19 protein-coding genes are annotated in these 16,286 nt (G+C 28.9%); 10 read left to right on the forward strand and 9 right to left on the reverse strand.

The genetic code is table 11. The annotated features are described in order from the left end of the window. Positions 1–203: 203 nt before the first annotated feature. Entirely contained in the window at positions 204–1,655 is a 1,452-nt protein-coding gene (locus ASKIR_RS06995; protein ID WP_066161305.1) for an acetyl-CoA carboxylase biotin carboxylase subunit, read from the forward strand. 25 nt (positions 1,656–1,680) lie between these two features. Here the strand turns inward: ASKIR_RS06995 and ASKIR_RS07000 are convergent, their stop codons facing one another. Both ASKIR_RS07000 and ASKIR_RS07005 read right to left on the reverse strand, forming a co-directional pair. Then, entirely contained in the window at positions 1,681–1,956 is a 276-nt protein-coding gene (locus ASKIR_RS07000) for a type II toxin-antitoxin system RelE/ParE family toxin (protein WP_066161304.1), read from the reverse strand. Beyond that, entirely contained in the window at positions 1,957–2,217 is a 261-nt protein-coding gene (locus ASKIR_RS07005; RefSeq protein ID WP_066161303.1) for a type II toxin-antitoxin system RelB/DinJ family antitoxin, read from the reverse strand. It lies immediately after the preceding gene. A gap of 110 nt (positions 2,218–2,327) precedes the next feature. On the opposite strand from ASKIR_RS07005, the gene ASKIR_RS07010 reads away from it, so the two are divergent. From ASKIR_RS07010 to ASKIR_RS07025, 4 genes are all read left to right on the forward strand, one after another. Continuing rightward, positions 2,328–3,251, forward strand: a complete 924-nt coding sequence (locus tag ASKIR_RS07010) for an AEC family transporter (protein ID WP_066161302.1) — start codon at positions 2,328–2,330, stop codon at positions 3,249–3,251. A 68-nt stretch (positions 3,252–3,319) separates the two neighbouring features. Then, on the forward strand, positions 3,320–3,571 hold the full coding sequence (locus ASKIR_RS07015; protein WP_066351848.1) for a hypothetical protein: 252 nt from the start codon (positions 3,320–3,322) through the stop codon (positions 3,569–3,571). After that, the gene (locus ASKIR_RS07020) at positions 3,568–3,846 is read left to right on the forward strand and encodes a type II toxin-antitoxin system RelE/ParE family toxin (RefSeq protein WP_066351850.1); all 279 of its coding nucleotides are present in this window, start codon (positions 3,568–3,570) and stop codon (positions 3,844–3,846) included. Before ASKIR_RS07015 ends, ASKIR_RS07020 begins: the two co-directional genes overlap by 4 nt. 70 nt (positions 3,847–3,916) lie before the next feature. Continuing rightward, entirely contained in the window at positions 3,917–5,455 is a 1,539-nt protein-coding gene (locus ASKIR_RS07025) for a methyl-accepting chemotaxis protein (RefSeq protein ID WP_115588237.1), read from the forward strand. Positions 5,456–5,463: 8 nt separating this feature from the next. On the opposite strand, the gene ASKIR_RS07030 is transcribed toward ASKIR_RS07025, so the two are convergent. From ASKIR_RS07030 to ASKIR_RS07040, 3 genes are read right to left on the reverse strand one after another with little or no spacing between them, the layout of a single operon-like run. Next, the gene (locus ASKIR_RS07030) at positions 5,464–6,021 is read right to left on the reverse strand and encodes a rhomboid family intramembrane serine protease (protein WP_066158736.1); all 558 of its coding nucleotides are present in this window, start codon (positions 6,019–6,021) and stop codon (positions 5,464–5,466) included. After that, positions 6,022–8,436, reverse strand: a complete 2,415-nt coding sequence (lon, locus tag ASKIR_RS07035) for an endopeptidase La (RefSeq protein ID WP_066350020.1) — start codon at positions 8,434–8,436, stop codon at positions 6,022–6,024. A gap of 38 nt (positions 8,437–8,474) precedes the next feature. Continuing rightward, positions 8,475–9,128 carry an outer membrane protein assembly factor BamD gene (locus ASKIR_RS07040; RefSeq protein WP_066158731.1) on the reverse strand — a complete coding sequence of 218 codons (654 nt, stop codon included), beginning with the start codon at positions 9,126–9,128 and terminating at the stop codon, positions 8,475–8,477. Between the two features lie 106 nt (positions 9,129–9,234). Between ASKIR_RS07040 and ASKIR_RS07045 the strand changes: the two genes are divergently transcribed. Genes ASKIR_RS07045 through ASKIR_RS07060 form a run of 4 tightly spaced genes read left to right on the forward strand, consistent with a single transcriptional unit; the run spans position 9,235 to position 10,927 of the window. Beyond that, positions 9,235–9,999 carry a pyrroline-5-carboxylate reductase gene (locus ASKIR_RS07045; protein ID WP_066350021.1) on the forward strand — a complete coding sequence of 255 codons (765 nt, stop codon included), beginning with the start codon at positions 9,235–9,237 and terminating at the stop codon, positions 9,997–9,999. Beyond that, the gene (locus tag ASKIR_RS07050) at positions 9,938–10,267 is read left to right on the forward strand and encodes a hypothetical protein (protein WP_128994503.1); all 330 of its coding nucleotides are present in this window, start codon (positions 9,938–9,940) and stop codon (positions 10,265–10,267) included. The genes ASKIR_RS07045 and ASKIR_RS07050 overlap by 62 nt, the downstream gene beginning before the upstream one ends. Beyond that, positions 10,257–10,601 (forward strand): hypothetical protein, encoded by a 345-nt coding sequence (locus tag ASKIR_RS07055; protein WP_066350023.1) that lies wholly within the window; start codon positions 10,257–10,259, stop codon positions 10,599–10,601. Before ASKIR_RS07050 ends, ASKIR_RS07055 begins: the two co-directional genes overlap by 11 nt. Next, positions 10,598–10,927 (forward strand): hypothetical protein, encoded by a 330-nt coding sequence (locus ASKIR_RS07060; RefSeq protein WP_066350024.1) that lies wholly within the window; start codon positions 10,598–10,600, stop codon positions 10,925–10,927. The genes ASKIR_RS07055 and ASKIR_RS07060 overlap by 4 nt, the downstream gene beginning before the upstream one ends. Here ASKIR_RS07060 and rdgB read toward each other — a convergent pair. Beyond that, positions 10,922–11,521 (reverse strand): RdgB/HAM1 family non-canonical purine NTP pyrophosphatase, encoded by a 600-nt coding sequence (rdgB, locus tag ASKIR_RS07065; protein ID WP_066350025.1) that lies wholly within the window; start codon positions 11,519–11,521, stop codon positions 10,922–10,924. The two genes, ASKIR_RS07060 and rdgB, sit on opposite strands and share 6 nt — an antisense overlap. A gap of 85 nt (positions 11,522–11,606) precedes the next feature. Here rdgB and ASKIR_RS07070 point away from each other — a divergent pair, with 85 nt between their 5' ends. Beyond that, a complete protein-coding gene (locus ASKIR_RS07070) occupies positions 11,607–12,929 on the forward strand; it encodes an MFS transporter (RefSeq protein ID WP_066406948.1) in 1,323 nt (440 codons plus the stop codon). 22 nt (positions 12,930–12,951) lie between these two features. Here the strand turns inward: ASKIR_RS07070 and ASKIR_RS07075 are convergent, their stop codons facing one another. The 3 genes from ASKIR_RS07075 to ASKIR_RS07085 all read right to left on the reverse strand — a co-directional run bounded on the left by ASKIR_RS07075 (position 12,952) and on the right by ASKIR_RS07085 (position 16,236). Then, positions 12,952–13,275 (reverse strand): type II toxin-antitoxin system RelE/ParE family toxin, encoded by a 324-nt coding sequence (locus ASKIR_RS07075; protein ID WP_115588235.1) that lies wholly within the window; start codon positions 13,273–13,275, stop codon positions 12,952–12,954. 4 nt (positions 13,276–13,279) lie between these two features. Next, positions 13,280–13,552, reverse strand: coding sequence for a type II toxin-antitoxin system Phd/YefM family antitoxin (locus tag ASKIR_RS07080; protein WP_066158708.1), 273 nt, complete (start codon positions 13,550–13,552; stop codon positions 13,280–13,282). A gap of 68 nt (positions 13,553–13,620) precedes the next feature. Beyond that, positions 13,621–16,236, reverse strand: coding sequence for a valine--tRNA ligase (locus tag ASKIR_RS07085; protein ID WP_115588234.1), 2,616 nt, complete (start codon positions 16,234–16,236; stop codon positions 13,621–13,623). Positions 16,237–16,286: the final 50 nt, after the last annotated feature.

Genomic DNA, 16,286 nt, shown 5'->3' on the forward strand with positions numbered 1-16,286 from the left:
TACCGTGGCGACCATTTTATATGAGTTAAATTTAAAGTTTTCTTAAAGTTACCGTATAGTTACAATATTTTGAGTGTTTTTAATAATTTTTTAATTTATTGAGGGTTTTTAGCAATATCAAACAATTTTTCTATCAATAAAAAAGAAGAAATTTTGAATAAAATAGTCTAATATGTTGGAAAATTTTTCAAAAAAGGCAAAAGATGAAAAAGATAAATAAGGTTTTAATAGCAAATAGAGGAGAGATAGCTCTTCGAATTATAAGAGCTTGTAAAGAGCTTGAGATAAAAAGTGTTGCAATTTTTTCAGAGGTTGATGTTGAGGGTGTTTGGGTAAGAAAAGCTGATGAGTGCTATCCAATACTAGGAGATGTAGTTCAAGCATATTTAGACTATGACAAAATCATATCTATTGCAAAAAAATCTGAGTGTGATGCAATTCATCCTGGATATGGTTTTTTAAGTGAAAATGCAGATTTTGCAAGAGCTTGTGAAGAGAATGGAATTATCTTTATTGGTCCTAAGCCTGAGCATATTGAGCTTTTTGGAGATAAGATGGCTTCTAAAGTTGCTATGAAAAAAGTTGGAGTTCCTGTGCTTGAGGGTACTGATGAGCCAATAAGCGATATAGCAGAAGCTTCTAAAATAGCAAAACAGATTGGATTTCCTGTAATTATCAAAGCTGCTTTTGGTGGTGGTGGAAGAGGAATGAGAATTGTAAAAAAAGAGGAAGAGTTTAAAGAGCTTTATGAAGCTGCTACAAATGAGGCTAAAAAGTATTTTGGACGAGGTGAGACATTTATTGAAAAATATGTTGAAAATCCAAGACATATTGAGATTCAAATTATTGCTGATAAATATGGAAATGTGTTGCATTTAGGAGAGAGAGATTGTAGTATTCAAAGAAGACATCAAAAAGTTATTGAGATTGCTCCATCGCCACTTTTAAGTGATAGTGCTAGAAGAGAGCTTTATAGAATTGCTACAAAAGCTATGTTCAAACTTGGATATGAGAGTGTTGGAACTGTTGAGTTCTTGCTTGATCCTGATGATAATATCTATTTTATTGAGATGAATACTAGAGTTCAAGTTGAGCATCCTGTTACTGAGACTATTACAGGAGTTGATATTATTCAAAGAATGATTCAAATTGCTGAGGGCGATAAGATGATTTTCTTACAAGAGGAGATTAACTTTAGAGGTTACTCTATAGAGTTTAGAATAAATGCTGAAAATCCACTAAAAGGATTTATGCCATCTGTTGGAACTGTTGAGAAGTATCTTACTCCAAATGGTCCAGGAGTTAGACTTGACTCTGCACTTTACACTGGATATAAAATTCCTGCAAACTATGACTCAATGGTTGGAAAACTTATTGTTTGGGCGCTTGATTGGGAAGGTTGTGTAAAAAAAGCAAAAAGAGCCTTAGATGAGTTCTATATTGAAGGTTTCCCTACAAATATTCCACTTCACAGAGAGATTGTTAGAGATGAGGATTTCAAAGCTGGAAGATTTACAACTAACTATTTAGATACAAAAATGGATATTTTTACACTTCATAGTGAAGATAATATCAAAGAAGAAGAGGCAAAGGTTGAGAATCTTAAAAAACTGATTTCTACGATTAACTCTAAAAATATCACTACAAGACACTAGAAAAAAGAGCTTTAAGGCTCTTTTTTTAAAACTTTTTAAAAAGTTGGGAGTGAGTTCCTATTCTTAAAAGTTGTAAGCTAGTATCATTTATAATATAAATTACAAGTAAATCTCCACTTATATGAAACTCTTTTGTATCTTCCCATTCACCTGATAAAGAGTGATTTTTTGCCTCTTTTGGTAAATCTTTTTTATTTAAAAGTAGTGATATATATAAAAATAGTTTTGATGAGTTTGTTGAGTTTAATTGGGCTTTTTTTAAATCTTTTGTAAATGTTTTGTGAACTTCTAACTCAAGCATCTATAACTCTTTTTTTAAATCATCTAAACTAATTTTTTTCATATTTTTATTTGCTCTTGCATCTTTTATCGCTTCTAAAGTTTCATCATTTGGAATCTTTATTTCAAAAGGTATTCCTCTTTGTAAAACACTTTGAGTCAAAAATATATTAAAAGCTTCACTTAACCCTAAACCATACTGCTTAAAAATCTCTTGAGCTTTTTCTTTTGTTGTTGAGTCAAGATATACATTTGTTCGTATTTTATTTGAAGTTGTAGTCATTTTATCTCCTTTTTTTGAAATTTTAACACACAATGTGTGTTTTGTCAATGATATTTTGTTAATTAAAGCTTCATAATAGTAGAATTCCAAAAAAAATTTAAGGCTTTATTGTGTCAATATTTCTAACTTTACTTGGAAAAATCATACCTTTGTATTTTAGTGTTTTTCTGGGTTTTTTAACAACTTATAAACTCAAATGCGACAAAGAGAGTGTTGCAAAGATTTTGCTATATATTTTGGCTCCTTTGATAGTTTTAAATGCAACAATTAGTGTGAAACTTGATATGCAAGTTCTGTTTTTGCCACTATCTTTTTTTGTTTTTAGTACGGTTTTGGCATTTTTTTTGCTTTTTATTTTTAAAAAAATATATAGTGATAATACGGCAAATTTATTAGCATTTAGTACAAGCACAGGAAATACTGGAAATATTGGAATACCTTTGGCTATTTTGTTTTTAGAGCCAAGATTGGTTGATATTTTTATTTTCTCTATTTTGGCCTCTATTTTGTATCAAAATTCTGTTGGGTATTATATTACTGCTAAGGGAAATTTTAGTGCTAGTGAGAGTTTAAAAAAGGTTTTAAAACTTCCTGTTGTATATGCATTTATTTTGGGAATTTTTTTAAACTTAAATGGTATAAAAATCCCTGAAATGCTACTTTCTTATAGTGAGTTTTTAAAAGGAGCGTATGCAATTTTAGGAATGATGCTAATTGGAATGGGAATGGAAAATTTTAAATCAACTAAAGCTTTTGATGCAAAATTTATATCATTTACCTTGCTTATTAAGTTTGTGCTTTGGCCAGTTGCAACTTTGATTTTTATATATTTGGATAAAAATTTTATTCACTTTTTAGATAGTGATTTTTATATGATTATGTTTTTATTTAGTATTGTTCCTTTGGCTGGAAATACTGTAACTGTGGCAACTATTTTAAATGTGAAGCCTGAGAAAATGTCTATGGCTGTTTTTGTTTCAACTATTGTATCGCTATTTTATATACCTTTGGTTTTGTATTTTTATATGTATTAGATTTTTAATCTATATTTTAGAACAAAATTAATACTATAGTTTTTTAATTAGAACTTTTAGGAGTCTATATGCACACTATAAAATTGAATATTTCAGATAGTTTATATACAAAATTGGCAAATAAAAAGATAGATATAGAGTCTGCTTTTGAAGAGTTGCTTTATGATTTGGTTGATGATGGTTATAGTTCTATATCAAAAGAAGATGCTGATAAAAGAGTTAGTGATGCTGTTTTAAAATATAAAAAAGGTGAGCTAAAAACTGTAGCTTATGAAGATGGTATGGATAAAATAGATAATTGGCTTAAATCTATTAAATGAAAATTATAAAAAATATATCTTTTGATGATAATCTTTTATCAATTTTAAAATATATTTCAAAAGATTCTATATCAAGAGCTAAAAACTTTAAAAATCAACTTGATAAGAAAATAAAAAATATCCCTAATATGCCTTTTAAAGCAAGACAATCTATACATTTTAATGATATTTTTGTAAGAGATTTAATTTTCAAAGGTTATACAATTCCTTATTTAATAGATGAAGATTTAGATGTTATTGTTATCCTTGACATTTTTAAGTGGCAGACTAGATAAGTAATCTTCAATTTATTTTAATTTTGTAGTGCTAAAATCTTTGATTAATTTAATACAAGGATATAGGCTTATGTTTTTAACAAACAAATTTGATAGATTTCAGTTGGATGCAATTGATGAGGCTTTTGCTGTTGTGCATTTTAAACCAAATGGAACTATCTTAAAAGCAAATAAAAATTTCTTAAATATTATGGGCTACTCTTTGGAAGAGATAAGAGGGGAAAATCACAAAATATTTTGTGAAGATAGCTTTGTAAATAGTGCTGAATACAAACAGGCTTGGGATGCTGTAAATAGAGGAGTATCTATAAGTGCTGATGTTAAAAGAGTAAAAAGAGATGGAAAATTTGTATTTTTTAAAGCTACTTATATGCCTATTAAAAATAGTCAAAAAAGTGTTGTGGAGGTTGTTTTACTTGCGCAGGATATTACAAAAAATAGATTAAATGATTTATACTTTAGAGGTCAAGTTGATGCTATAAATAAGTCACAAGCAGTTATTGAGTTTGATATGCAAGGTAATATTTTAAATGCAAATAAAAACTTCTTAGATACTATTGGGTACACAAAAGATGAGATTGTTGGGAAACATCACTCAATTTTTTGTGAAGAGTCTTATAAAAATTCAAATGAGTATAAAGAGTTTTGGAAAAAACTAAATAGTGGCGAGTTTGATAGTGCTGAGTATCTTAGAATTGGGAAAAATGGAAAAGAGGTTTGGATACAAGCTACATACAACCCTATTTTTGATTTAGATGGAAAACCTTTTAAGGTTATAAAATATGCTACAGATATAAGTTTGAAAAAATTTTCTATGTTTGAAGTTGGTAAAAAGATTGAAGATTTGACAAAATCTTTACAAGATTTACAAAATGCTTCAACAACAATGGTAAAAGAAGCAGATGTAAGTATGAAAGGCTCTCAAGAAGTTAGTGTATCTATTGAAGAACTTGATGCTGCTGTTTTAGAGCTTTCAAATAAAATAGAGAATATGCTAAGTTCAATTACAAATATCTCAAATACAACATCTGAAAGTGAAAAAATAGTTCTTGAAGCAAAAGAGCAATCAAAAGAGAGTTCAAATGCTATGTTAAAACTAAATGAAGAGTCTATAAAAATTGGAGATACTATTGAGGTGATTTCTCAAATTGCATTTCAAACAAATATTTTAAGTCTAAATGCTGCTGTTGAAGCTGCTACTGCTGGAGAGGCTGGAAAAGGTTTTGCAGTTGTTGCACAAGAGGTGCGAAATTTAGCAACTAGATCAAATGAGGCTGCTAAAAATATAAATGAAGCTATAGGATTAATTCAAAACTTAGTTAAAAACTCTTTGGATTCTATTCATAAAATTGATGATAAGATAGAAAATATAAGCAATATATCTTCAACTATCTCAAGTTCTGTAAGAGAGCAACAAGTTATATCAAATGAGCTTGCATCAAATGCTTCGCAAACAAGTCAAACTCTAAATCAAATATCACAAAATATGGTAAGAGTATCTTCAAGTACAAGCAATACAGACAAAGAGGCAAAAACTACTCAAAAAAGCTCTAATGAGTTGATTGAAATCTCTAATGAGTTGATTGAAAAATTAAAAGTGCTTAATTAATTTAAGCACTATCTTCTTTTTAAAACTACTATTTTATAGATAATTGCATAAATAAATCCAATAGCAAGACCTATAAAGTGAGCATACCAAGCTATTGGAAGTCCAATAAGTAGTGGTGCAACTGAGATTAATAAAATCCAAGTAACAATAGCTTTTCTCTCATCTTTTACAAAATATGCATAAAAGCCTAAAATTGCACATATAGCACCACTTGCACCTACTAAATTTACACCAATATCTAAATAAAAAATATATAAAAATGATAAAAGAGAGGTTAAAATACCTGTGATAAAATATAGAGCTAAGAAATTTTTGCTTCCAATAAATCTCTCTATCATATTTCCAAACTGCCATAAAACAAACATATTCATAGCTAAATGAGCAATTCCACCATGAGCAAAGATACTTGATAGTGGTTGCCAATAAAATTCACCTATTAGAAAATAGATATTTAAACCCATCAAAATAGAACCACTTTGAATAGTTGTTTGAATAATATAGGCTATTATTGTTATTGCTATTAAAAAATTTGTGGCTGTAAGTTTTTTTTGCTCTACAAACTGCATTTAAACCAAAGCCTCTTTTAAAACATCTTCAATACTATTTACAACTTTTATCTCTAAGGCTTGTTTTACCTCATCTGGAATATCTTCTAAATCTCTTTCATAATTCTTTTTAGGAATTAGAACTTTTTTTATTTTTGCTTTATAAGCAGCTATTAGCTTCTCTTTTAATCCACCAATTGGTAAAACTTTTCCTAAAAGTGTAAGCTCTCCTGTCATTGCAACATCTGCTTTTATTTTTTTGTTACTTAATACTGAAGCTATTGCTAATGCCATTGTTATACCAGCACTTGGTCCATCTTTTGGTGTTGCACCCTCAGGAATATGAAGATGAATATCATATCTTTTGTATATCTCACTTGAATCTAGTTTTATATTCTCTTCTTTCTCTTTTGCTGTTTTTGGAATTTGGTTTTCATCTATTTTTAAAATGTTGTTGTCTATTAGATGTTTTACAACTGCATAAGAGATAAATGAAGACTCTTTCATAACATCACCTAGGTTTCCAGTAACTTTTAAATCACCCTTTCCTTTTAGCTTGATTGTCTCAATTTTTAAAATATCTCCACCAACTGCTGTCCATGCAAGTCCATTTGCAACACCTACAACATCTACTTTATCAGCTGGTTCAATCTCAAAAATTGGATTGTCTAAATACTCTTTTAAATCTTTTGTACCTATTGTTACTTTTTGAATTGATTGATCGTTTAAAATCTGTTTTACAACTTTTCTAAATAGTTTTGAAAATACTCTTCGCAGATTTCGCACCCCTGCTTCTCTTGTATATTTTGAGATAATCAAATCAATAGTAGCCTTACTTAAAGATACTTCCTCTTTTTTAAGTCCATGCTTTTCAAGCTCTTGAGGGATTAAATAATCTTTTGCAATATGGTATTTTTCATTTGGAGTGTATGAGTTTAACTCTATAAACTCCATTCTATCTCTAAGTGGTGCTGGGATTTTTCTTATATCATTTGCTGTTGATACAAATATTACTTGCGATAAATCAATAGGAAAGTTTAGATACAAATCTCTAAACTCATGATTTTGTTCAGGGTCTAAAATCTCAAGCATCACAGCAGCTGGATCACCTCTGTGGTTAGCTCCTAATTTATCAATCTCATCTAAAACAATAACTGGATTCATCTTCTTTGCATCAATTAAGCCTTTTACAAGACGCCCTGGCATTGCTCCTACATAAGTTCTTCTATGACCTCTTAGCTCATTTACATCTTCCATTCCACCAAGAGCAACTCTTACAAGTGGTCTATCAAGGGCTTTTGAAATAGAGTTTGCTAGTGAAGTTTTACCAACACCTGGAGGTCCTACAAAACATAAAACTGTCCCTTTTGACTCTAAATCTTTTATATTTCTAAGTTCCAATAACTGTTTTACTGCAAAATACTCTGCAATTCTTTGTTTTGGTTTTTCTAGTGAGTAGTGGTCTTTATTTAACTGTTTTTCAACACTTGCAACTGAGATTTTACTATTTGAATACTCTCCAAAAGGTATATCTAAAACCATCTCTACATAAGTTTGAAGAAGTGAAGCATCTGGAGAGTCTGGATTTAGGCGACTTAATTTATCTATTTGTTTTTTTGTCTCTTTATAAGCCTCTTTACTCATAAACTCTTTTTTTGCTTTTAGTTTCTTTTTGAAAGATTTTATCTCTTCTTCTTTTTGATTGTCAGTTCCAAGCTCTTTTTGAATAGCTTTTATCTGCTCTTTTAAGAAGTAATCTTTATGAGTTTTCTCTATTTTTGAGTTTACCTTTTGAGTTATCTCTTTTTGAATTTTATATGACTCTATTTCGTTTTTTACATACTCAATAATATCTATAACTCTTTGCTCTAAACTATCATTTGAGTAGATTTTATAGGCTTCCTCTTTTTTTAGTTTTAAAACAGATGAGATTAAATCAGCAACTCTTGAAGCATCTTCATTTTCTTCTATTGCTTTTATTAAATCTGTTGGGAATTTATTGTTTAGTTTTGCAAGTTTTTTTACACTATCAAGCAGAATATTTACCAATGATTTTAACTCTATATCATTTTTAAAACTATCTTGTACTAAATCAATAGTTGCAAAAATTTTTGAATCAAGTGAAAAATTAACAACTTTTGCTTTTGATATTCCTTGAAATAATACTTTTATTTTACCCTCAGGTAGTGATACTTTTCTCATAACATTACCAACAACTCCAATGCTATAAAAACTATCCTCTTGCCTAGTTCCCTCTTTTGAAGGTTTTGAAACAACTATCATAATTGGTTTATTAAACTCAATAGCGTGTTCTACTGCCTTTATATTATCTTCTGTACTTAAAAAAAGTGGTGTTATCATAAATGGATATAAAAAAATCTCATCTTCTATAACCAAAGGTACTGTTTGTGGGAAATTATCATAATTTGATAACATATTTTTATCTCTCCTTAAAATTTCTATATTCTATATTTTTATTCAAATAAACTTCTAATAAAAGGTGTTTTTGGCTTTTCTATATCATCTATATAGTGCCAAGATTGTTTTGATTTTTCTAAATAAAACTGTGAAGCCTCAGGTTTATCTCTTCTTGTATAAAGCTCTGAAATCTCTTTGTCCATTAAAGCTCTTGCCATAAGAAGTCTTGAGTTTATACTATTTACCAAAGGCAAGTATTGTGAGTTTTTATATCTTAATTTAAACTCATCAACTAAAGCTAAAGTATCATCTATTAGTTGTTGATCTCTATTTGGCATCTTAAATCCCATGAAGTTTGATTTTATCTTTAAATATCTAATATAATCAACATCACGACTTAAAGTAAATCTTTTTAAATACTCATCTAAATAGAAGTTTGCAAGGATATATTGCTCTTCTTGCATATGAGCATTTACCAAAATTAGAATTGATGGTTGAATTAAAAGTGAATTTCTATGCTCACTTTCAAGTGATATAAAAGTATCATCAGCAGCTTCTAAATCGCCCATTGAGATATCTTTTAATAGCTGATTGTACCAATAAGTATCTGGCTTGTTATACTCTTTTTCGCTCTTTGATGAACAAGCATTTAAGATAAATATTAGTGAAAAAACAAATAAGATATTTTTTATCTTTAATTCTTTTAGCATCTATAATTCCTTAATTTTAAAGCAATTATATTAGCCAAAAATGGTTTAAACTATATATAGAGCATTTTTTTGGTTATAATGTAGCCAAAAATTTTAAGGTATGATTATGAAACTAACTTTAATTGGAAATGGAATTATGGCTCAATCACTTGCTATTGGACTTGTAAAAAAGTATGAAGTAGAGATGATTGGAAGAGAGATTAATAAATTACAACAGATAAAACAAAAAATCCCACAACTTGAAATCAAAGAGTTAAGCGATGTAGAAGATATTAGTGAAAAAAATATTATATTTTGTGTAAAACCTTATGCTTTGGAGAGTGTTTCTATTCGACTAAATGGAACTGCTAACTCTTTTATATCTATTTTAGCTGGAACTAAACTTGAGTATTTAAAAAAACAAATAAGCGCAAAACATTATGTAAGATCTATGCCAAATATTGCAGCTAGTGTTCAAAACTCAATGACAACATTAACAGGAGATATTGAGATAAAAGAGATGGCAATTGATATTTTCAACTCTATTGGAGAGGCTATTTGGGTAAATAGTGAAACTCATCTTGATATAGCAAGTGCTATTAGTGCAAGTGGACCTGCATTTTTAGCTTTGGTTGCTGAGGCAATTTGTGATGGTGCTGTTAAAGTTGGTCTTGATAGACATATGGCTCAACATTTAGTTCAAGGACTTTTCTCTAGTACATCTTCACTTTTACAACACTCTCACGCTGCAATTATAAAAGATAGTGTTATGAGTCCAGCTGGAACAACAGCTGCTGGATATGCAAAACTTGAAGAAGCAGGAGTTAGAAATGCTTTTATACAAGCAGTTGAAGGTTCGTTTAACAAATCACAAAAGATATCTGAAAAGTAGTTTTGCACTAATAGAGGTTTTAATCTCTATTGTGCTTTTGACTGTTATTTCTTCAGCTCTTTTTAAAACTACAACTAATATATCAAATAAAAACTATTTTTCCACACTTTTGGAGATTGAAAATAGTTTAGAAAAAAAAGATTTATCTAAATTTAAAAAATCAAACAAAACTCTTGAAGTAAGAAAAAATGATAGCTTTGAAGAGATAAATGTAACTCTTTATGAGTATAAACATAGTGATTTAAAGGTTGTTTTTTATGAAAAATAGTTTTGCTTTATTTGAATTTTTAATTGCTTTGATTTTAAGCTCTACTTTATTGATTCTTTCATCTTATGTTTATAAAAGTGTTGTTACTTTCAATAAAAACAATCAAGAGTTAGCTATAAAAGAGTTATCTTTGAATAGTTTAAGAGCTTTTTTGGAAAAAAACAGAGAATCTTTATTTGAATTAGAGTTTAAAAATAGTAATTTATACTTTAAAAATGAGCCACTATTTTTAAATTTAGATAGTTTTTCTATAAAAAAAGAGAGTGGATTTTTTATTATAAACTTAAAAACTCATGAAAATGAAAATATTATTTGGTATATAAAAGAGTTATGAAAAAATCATATATTCTATTTTCAACTTTAGTTATTGTTGTAATATTTAGTTTTGTTGCAAAAAATATTTTAGAGGCAAATGCACTAAAAAGTAGAGTTGTAAATGAAAAATTACATTTTATTCAAGCAAAATCTCATCTTATATTTTTGGAAAACTATCTTTTAAGTATAAACGAAGATGAGTTAGACAGCTTTTTGAATTTAGAGATAGTTGATAATGATTTTTTACTAACTATTAAAAAATATGATGATACTACTAAAAAATATTTTCTAGTAGTATCATCTTCTAAATTTGGTGTAAGAGTTACAAAAACTATATACCTATAAAATCACATCTAAAACTTTTTTTGCCAAATCTAAAGCTTTGCTTCTATGAGAAAATTTTTGCTTAACTTCAAAATCCAACTCTCCTAAAGTTTTTGAAAAGTTTTTTGGAATAAATAGTGGATCATACCCAAAACCATTTGATCCCATCTCTTTATTTGTTGCCACTCCATGCATAAATCCATGAACTGTATATGTGAAATCTTTATAAATTATTGCTATACAAGCTGTATAAAAAGCAGCTGTTTTTTCTAAGTTTAGTTCATTTAATTTTGAGATTAATTTTGCATTATTCTCTTTATCACTTGCATTTAAACCAGCAAATCTTGCACTATAAACTCCAGGTGCTTGATTTAAAATAGGAAGTGATATTCCTGAATCATCAGAGATAACCACAAAATCTTTTTCACCTTTTTCTTTTAATTTCTCATTTATAGCACTTGCTTTTATAATTGCATTCTCTTTAAAAGTAGTTCCAGTTTCAGGAATATCAAATTTTCCTAAAATATCACTATATGCAACAACTTCACTCTTTGGAAGAAGTTTTTTAAACTCCTCTATTTTTCCCTTATTTGCACTTGCTAATACTATCTTCACTATCTATCCTTTTTATTAACTTCCATATTAAAAGCTATCTTAGTATATAATCAAGGTTTTAATTATAATATATTTAGGATTATGTATGTTTAAATCGGTTATGCCATTAAGTTTTATTATTGCTCTTAGATTTTTTGGGCTTTTTATTGTTCTTCCAGTTATATCTGTATATGCTTTTACTCTTCAAGGTGCAAATGCTACATTAGTTGGAATTGTTGTTGGTGGTTATGCCTTAACTCAAGTTATTTTTCAAACTCCTTTTGGAATTATGAGTGATAAACTAGGAAGAAAAGGCACAATCGTAACTGGACTTTTACTATTTGCTATTGGTTCTTTTATTTGTGCAATTGCTGTTGATATTTTCACTTTAATGCTTGGACGACTTTTGCAAGGAGCTGGAGCTATTGGGGCAGTTGTGACTGCCATGATTAGTGATGTTGTAAAAGAGGAGCAAAGATCAAAAGCAATGGCTATTATGGGTGGATTTATTGGTATATCTTTTGCTCTTGCTATGGGTTTAAGCCCACTTATTAGTGGAATGGCTGGAGTTCCTGCACTATTTTATATAACTATGGTTTTATCTTTAATTGCTATTTATATATTAGTGAAAAAAGTACCAAATCCTCCAAAAATAACTCACTCTTATAATGAAAAACTAAAATTAAAAGATGTTTTAGGAAATGCAAATATAAACAAAATGCACCTTACAAACTTTTTACAAAAAGCTTTAATGACTTTTGCATTTTTAGTTATTCCAATTATTCTTACAAAAGTTTATAGTTGGGAGATTAAAGATTTGTGGCAAGTATATATTCCATCTATGATTTTGGGACTTCTTGCTATGGGACCAGCTGCAGTTTTGGCTGAGAAAAAAGGTAAATACAAAGAAGTTTTATTAATAGGAATTTTGTTTTTTATAATCTCTTATTTAGTTATTGGTTTTAGTTCAAGTGCTTTTGTTTTTAGTGTTGGGGTTGTAATATTCTTTATTGGGTTTAATATGCATGAACCAATTATGCAATCACTTACAACAAAATTTGCAAAAGTTCATCAAAGAGGTAGTGTGCTTGGAGTTTTTAACTCTTTTGGATATTTAGGAACATTCTTTGGTGGAGTTTTTGGTGGTATTATGCTTGATAAGTTTAGTTCTTATGAGCTTGAAAACTTCTCATTGATTGTTGCAGTTGTATGTGTTTTATGGGCTTTATTAATAATTTTGATGAAAAATCCATCAAAAACAAAAAATGTTTATCTAAGTTTAGATGAGTACAAACTTGAAAATAGTCAAAGATTAAATGAAAATGAGAATATTATTGAGTGGTATATAAACAATAGTGAGAATATTTTAGTAGTAAAATATAGTGATGATAAGATTAGTGAAGATGAGATAAAAAATATTTTAAGATAGATAAATCTTCTTTTTGGAAGATTTATCTCATTAATCTTTGAAACAAAATATCTTCCAAATTTCTACTACTATCAGCAACTAAAAGAATATAAACTTTTTCTTTTTCAATTTTAAATATAACTCTCCATCTTTTATAGATAATTTCTCTATATTTAAAAATTCCTATTTGTTGAAGCTCTGGTACAACTCTTTTTCTTTGGGGAAAATAGTACAAATTTTCACACTCTTTTTTTATATCAATAAAAATCTCTTTTGCAATAGAGACACTATCAAGTTTTAAATACTGTATAATCAATTCCAAATCATATTCGGCACTTTTTGTCCATAAAACTTCAAATTTTTTCATAAATTTACTCAAAAAGTTTTTTTTCTAAATTTGAAAATATCTCTTCTTGGTTTAAAACATCACCATTTTCTATATCATTTTCACTTTGAACAATAAGTTTTAATAGATTTATTGAGTTTTGCATATTTTCATAAGTCTTAATATCTTGAATTACAACTTTTGCTTCACCATTTTGAGTTATGATTATCGCTCTTTTATTTTCGTTTGCTTCATTTATAACTTCTGCTGTTTTTGATTTTAGATAAGAGATTGGTTTTATATCACTACTTAAATTCATTTGAAATCCTTTAAATATTTGACATATTGTACCAAATTTAGTTTTTATTTGGTATTAAAAGTTTGAGTTTAACTCAAACTTTTAAGTTCTGCTTCTATTTTTTCTAACCTTGTTTTTACCTCATCAAGAGCTTTTTTATTCTCTTCTATTACATTTGCAGGTGCATTTGCAACAAATCTTTCATTTGATAACATACTATTTAACTTATCAAACTCTTTTTGAGCTTTCTCTTGTTGTTTCTCAAGTTTTTCAATAATTGGTTTCATATCAATTGCACTTGTTGGAATATAAACCTCAAGATTGTTTGAAACATCTGTTATAGAGTTTTCAACTTTTGAATTTACAAACTCAATATTTTCAACTTTTGCTAATTTTTCAATAAATGGTTTTGCAACATCTTCATCAATTTTAACATCAAGTTTTAGATATGCTTTTTCGATTTTAGAGTTACCCATATCAATTAGAGTTTTAGCTCTTCTTATACTTATAATCGCCTCTTCAATAATAGAGAACATATTTTCAATTTTTTCATCTTTTTTAATCTCTTTTGGGAAGTTCATAATCATTAATGAATCACCATTTTCAAGTGTTGTTCCACTTAATTTGTGATATAAATAGTCTGAAATAAAAGGCATAAATGGACTAACCATTTTTAATGTCTCTTTAAATAAGCTACCTAGTTCTACAATAGACTCTTTGCTAGCTTTTGAGTACTCAATTCCCCAATCACAAAACTCCATCCAAACAAATCTATAAAGGGTACTTGCTGCTTCGTTAAATTTATAACTATCAAGTGAATTTCTTACCTCATCAACAGCATGGCTAAGTTTGCTTTGCATATAAAGTCCAAGTGGTGTTTTGATTTCAATATCTTTTAAATCAGGGAATGTATCTACATTTAGTGTTAAAAAGTTTGAAGCATTGTAAAGTTTATTTGTAAAGTTTCTAAACTGCTCAAGATTTTTTTCACCAAGTTTTATATCTCTTCCTTGAATTGCTAAATATGCTAAAGTAAATCTAATAATATCAGCACTATGTGTTTCAACCATATCAAGAGGATCAATTACATTTCCTTTAGATTTACTCATTTTTGCACCATGCTCATCTCGAACTAATGCGTGCATATAGATATCTTTAAATGGAAGTTGCCCCATGAAGTGTTCACCCATCATCATCATTCTAGCAACCCAGAAGAACATAATATCAAATCCAGTAATTAAAAGTGAGTTTGGATAAAAATCTTTTAAATCGTTTTCACCAAATGTTTTTTCCATTTGACCATTATTTCCCCAACCAAGTGGTGAAAATGCCCATAAAGCACTACTAAACCAAGTATCTAAAACATCTGGGTCTTGATGAATATGCTCTTTTCCACATTTTGGACACGCTTTTGGCTCATCCTCTTTTGTAGCCCATTGGTGATTACAGCTATCGCAATAGAACACTGGAATTCTATGCCCCCACCAAAGTTGTCTTGAAATACACCAATCTCTTAACTCATCCATCCAAGCTCTATATGAGTTTAACCAGTGACTTGGATGAAATTTTGCTTCACCTGCATAAGTTTTTTCAATTGATTTTTTAGCAACCTCTTTTTTTACAAACCACTGTTTTGAAATATATGGTTCAACTATGTTTTTACATCTATAACAATGCCCTACTTGATGAATATGCTCCTCTATTTTTACAATAAATCCTTCATCTTGAAGTTTTTTAACAATTATTTGTCTTGCTTCTAATCTTTCAAGGTTTGCAAACTCTCCACAATAATCATTTAAAATACCTTTTTCATCAAAGCATTTTATAAACTCTAAATTGTGTCTAAGACCTACTTCATAGTCATTTGTATCATGAGCTGGAGTTACTTTTACAACACCTGTTCCAAAACTCATATCAACATGAGAGTCTGTAATTACTTTTATTTTTCTATTTGTTAAAGGTAAAACTACCTCACGTCCTACAATATTTGTGTATCTCTCATCATCTGGATGAACCATAATTGCAGTATCACCAAAGTATGTTTCAGGTCTTGTTGTTGCAACTGTTAAAAAGCCACTTCCATCTGCAAAGTGATAGTTCATATGATAGAACTTACCATTTACCTCTTCGTGTTCAACCTCAATATCACTTAAAGCTCCATCATGTGTACACCAATTTACCATATAGTTATTTTGAGTAATCATACCCTCATCATAAAGTTTAACAAAAGCCTCTTTTACAGCCTCTTTTAAACCCTCATCCATAGTAAATCGCTCTCTTGACCAAGCAGGACTTACTCCTAGTTTTCTCATTTGATGAACTATTGTTCCACCACTAAACTCTTTCCACTTCCAAACTCTTTCTAAGAATTTTTCTCTTCCTAAAGCCTCTTTTGTAGTGCCCTCTTTTAAAAGTTGTTTTTCAACAACATTTTGAGTTGCAATTCCAGCATGGTCAGTTCCTGGTTGCCAAAGAGTTTTATACCCATCCATTCTTTTATATCTTGTAATAATATCTTGCAATGTAAATGTAAGCGCATGTCCAATATGTAAGCTTCCCGTTACATTTGGAGGTGGCATCATAATTGCAAAATTTTTATTTGGCTCTTGAATTGATCTGTTTCCATCAATCTCAAAATAACCTCTATCTTCCCAAATTTTATAAAAACTATCTTCTATCTTTGATGGTTCGTACTTTTCACTCATAAATAATCCTAATTGTGTTACTAAAATGGCATAAATTTTATCTAATTTTT

The organism is Aliarcobacter skirrowii CCUG 10374 (assembly GCF_003544835.1).
Lineage (GTDB): Bacteria > Campylobacterota > Campylobacteria > Campylobacterales > Arcobacteraceae > Aliarcobacter > Aliarcobacter skirrowii.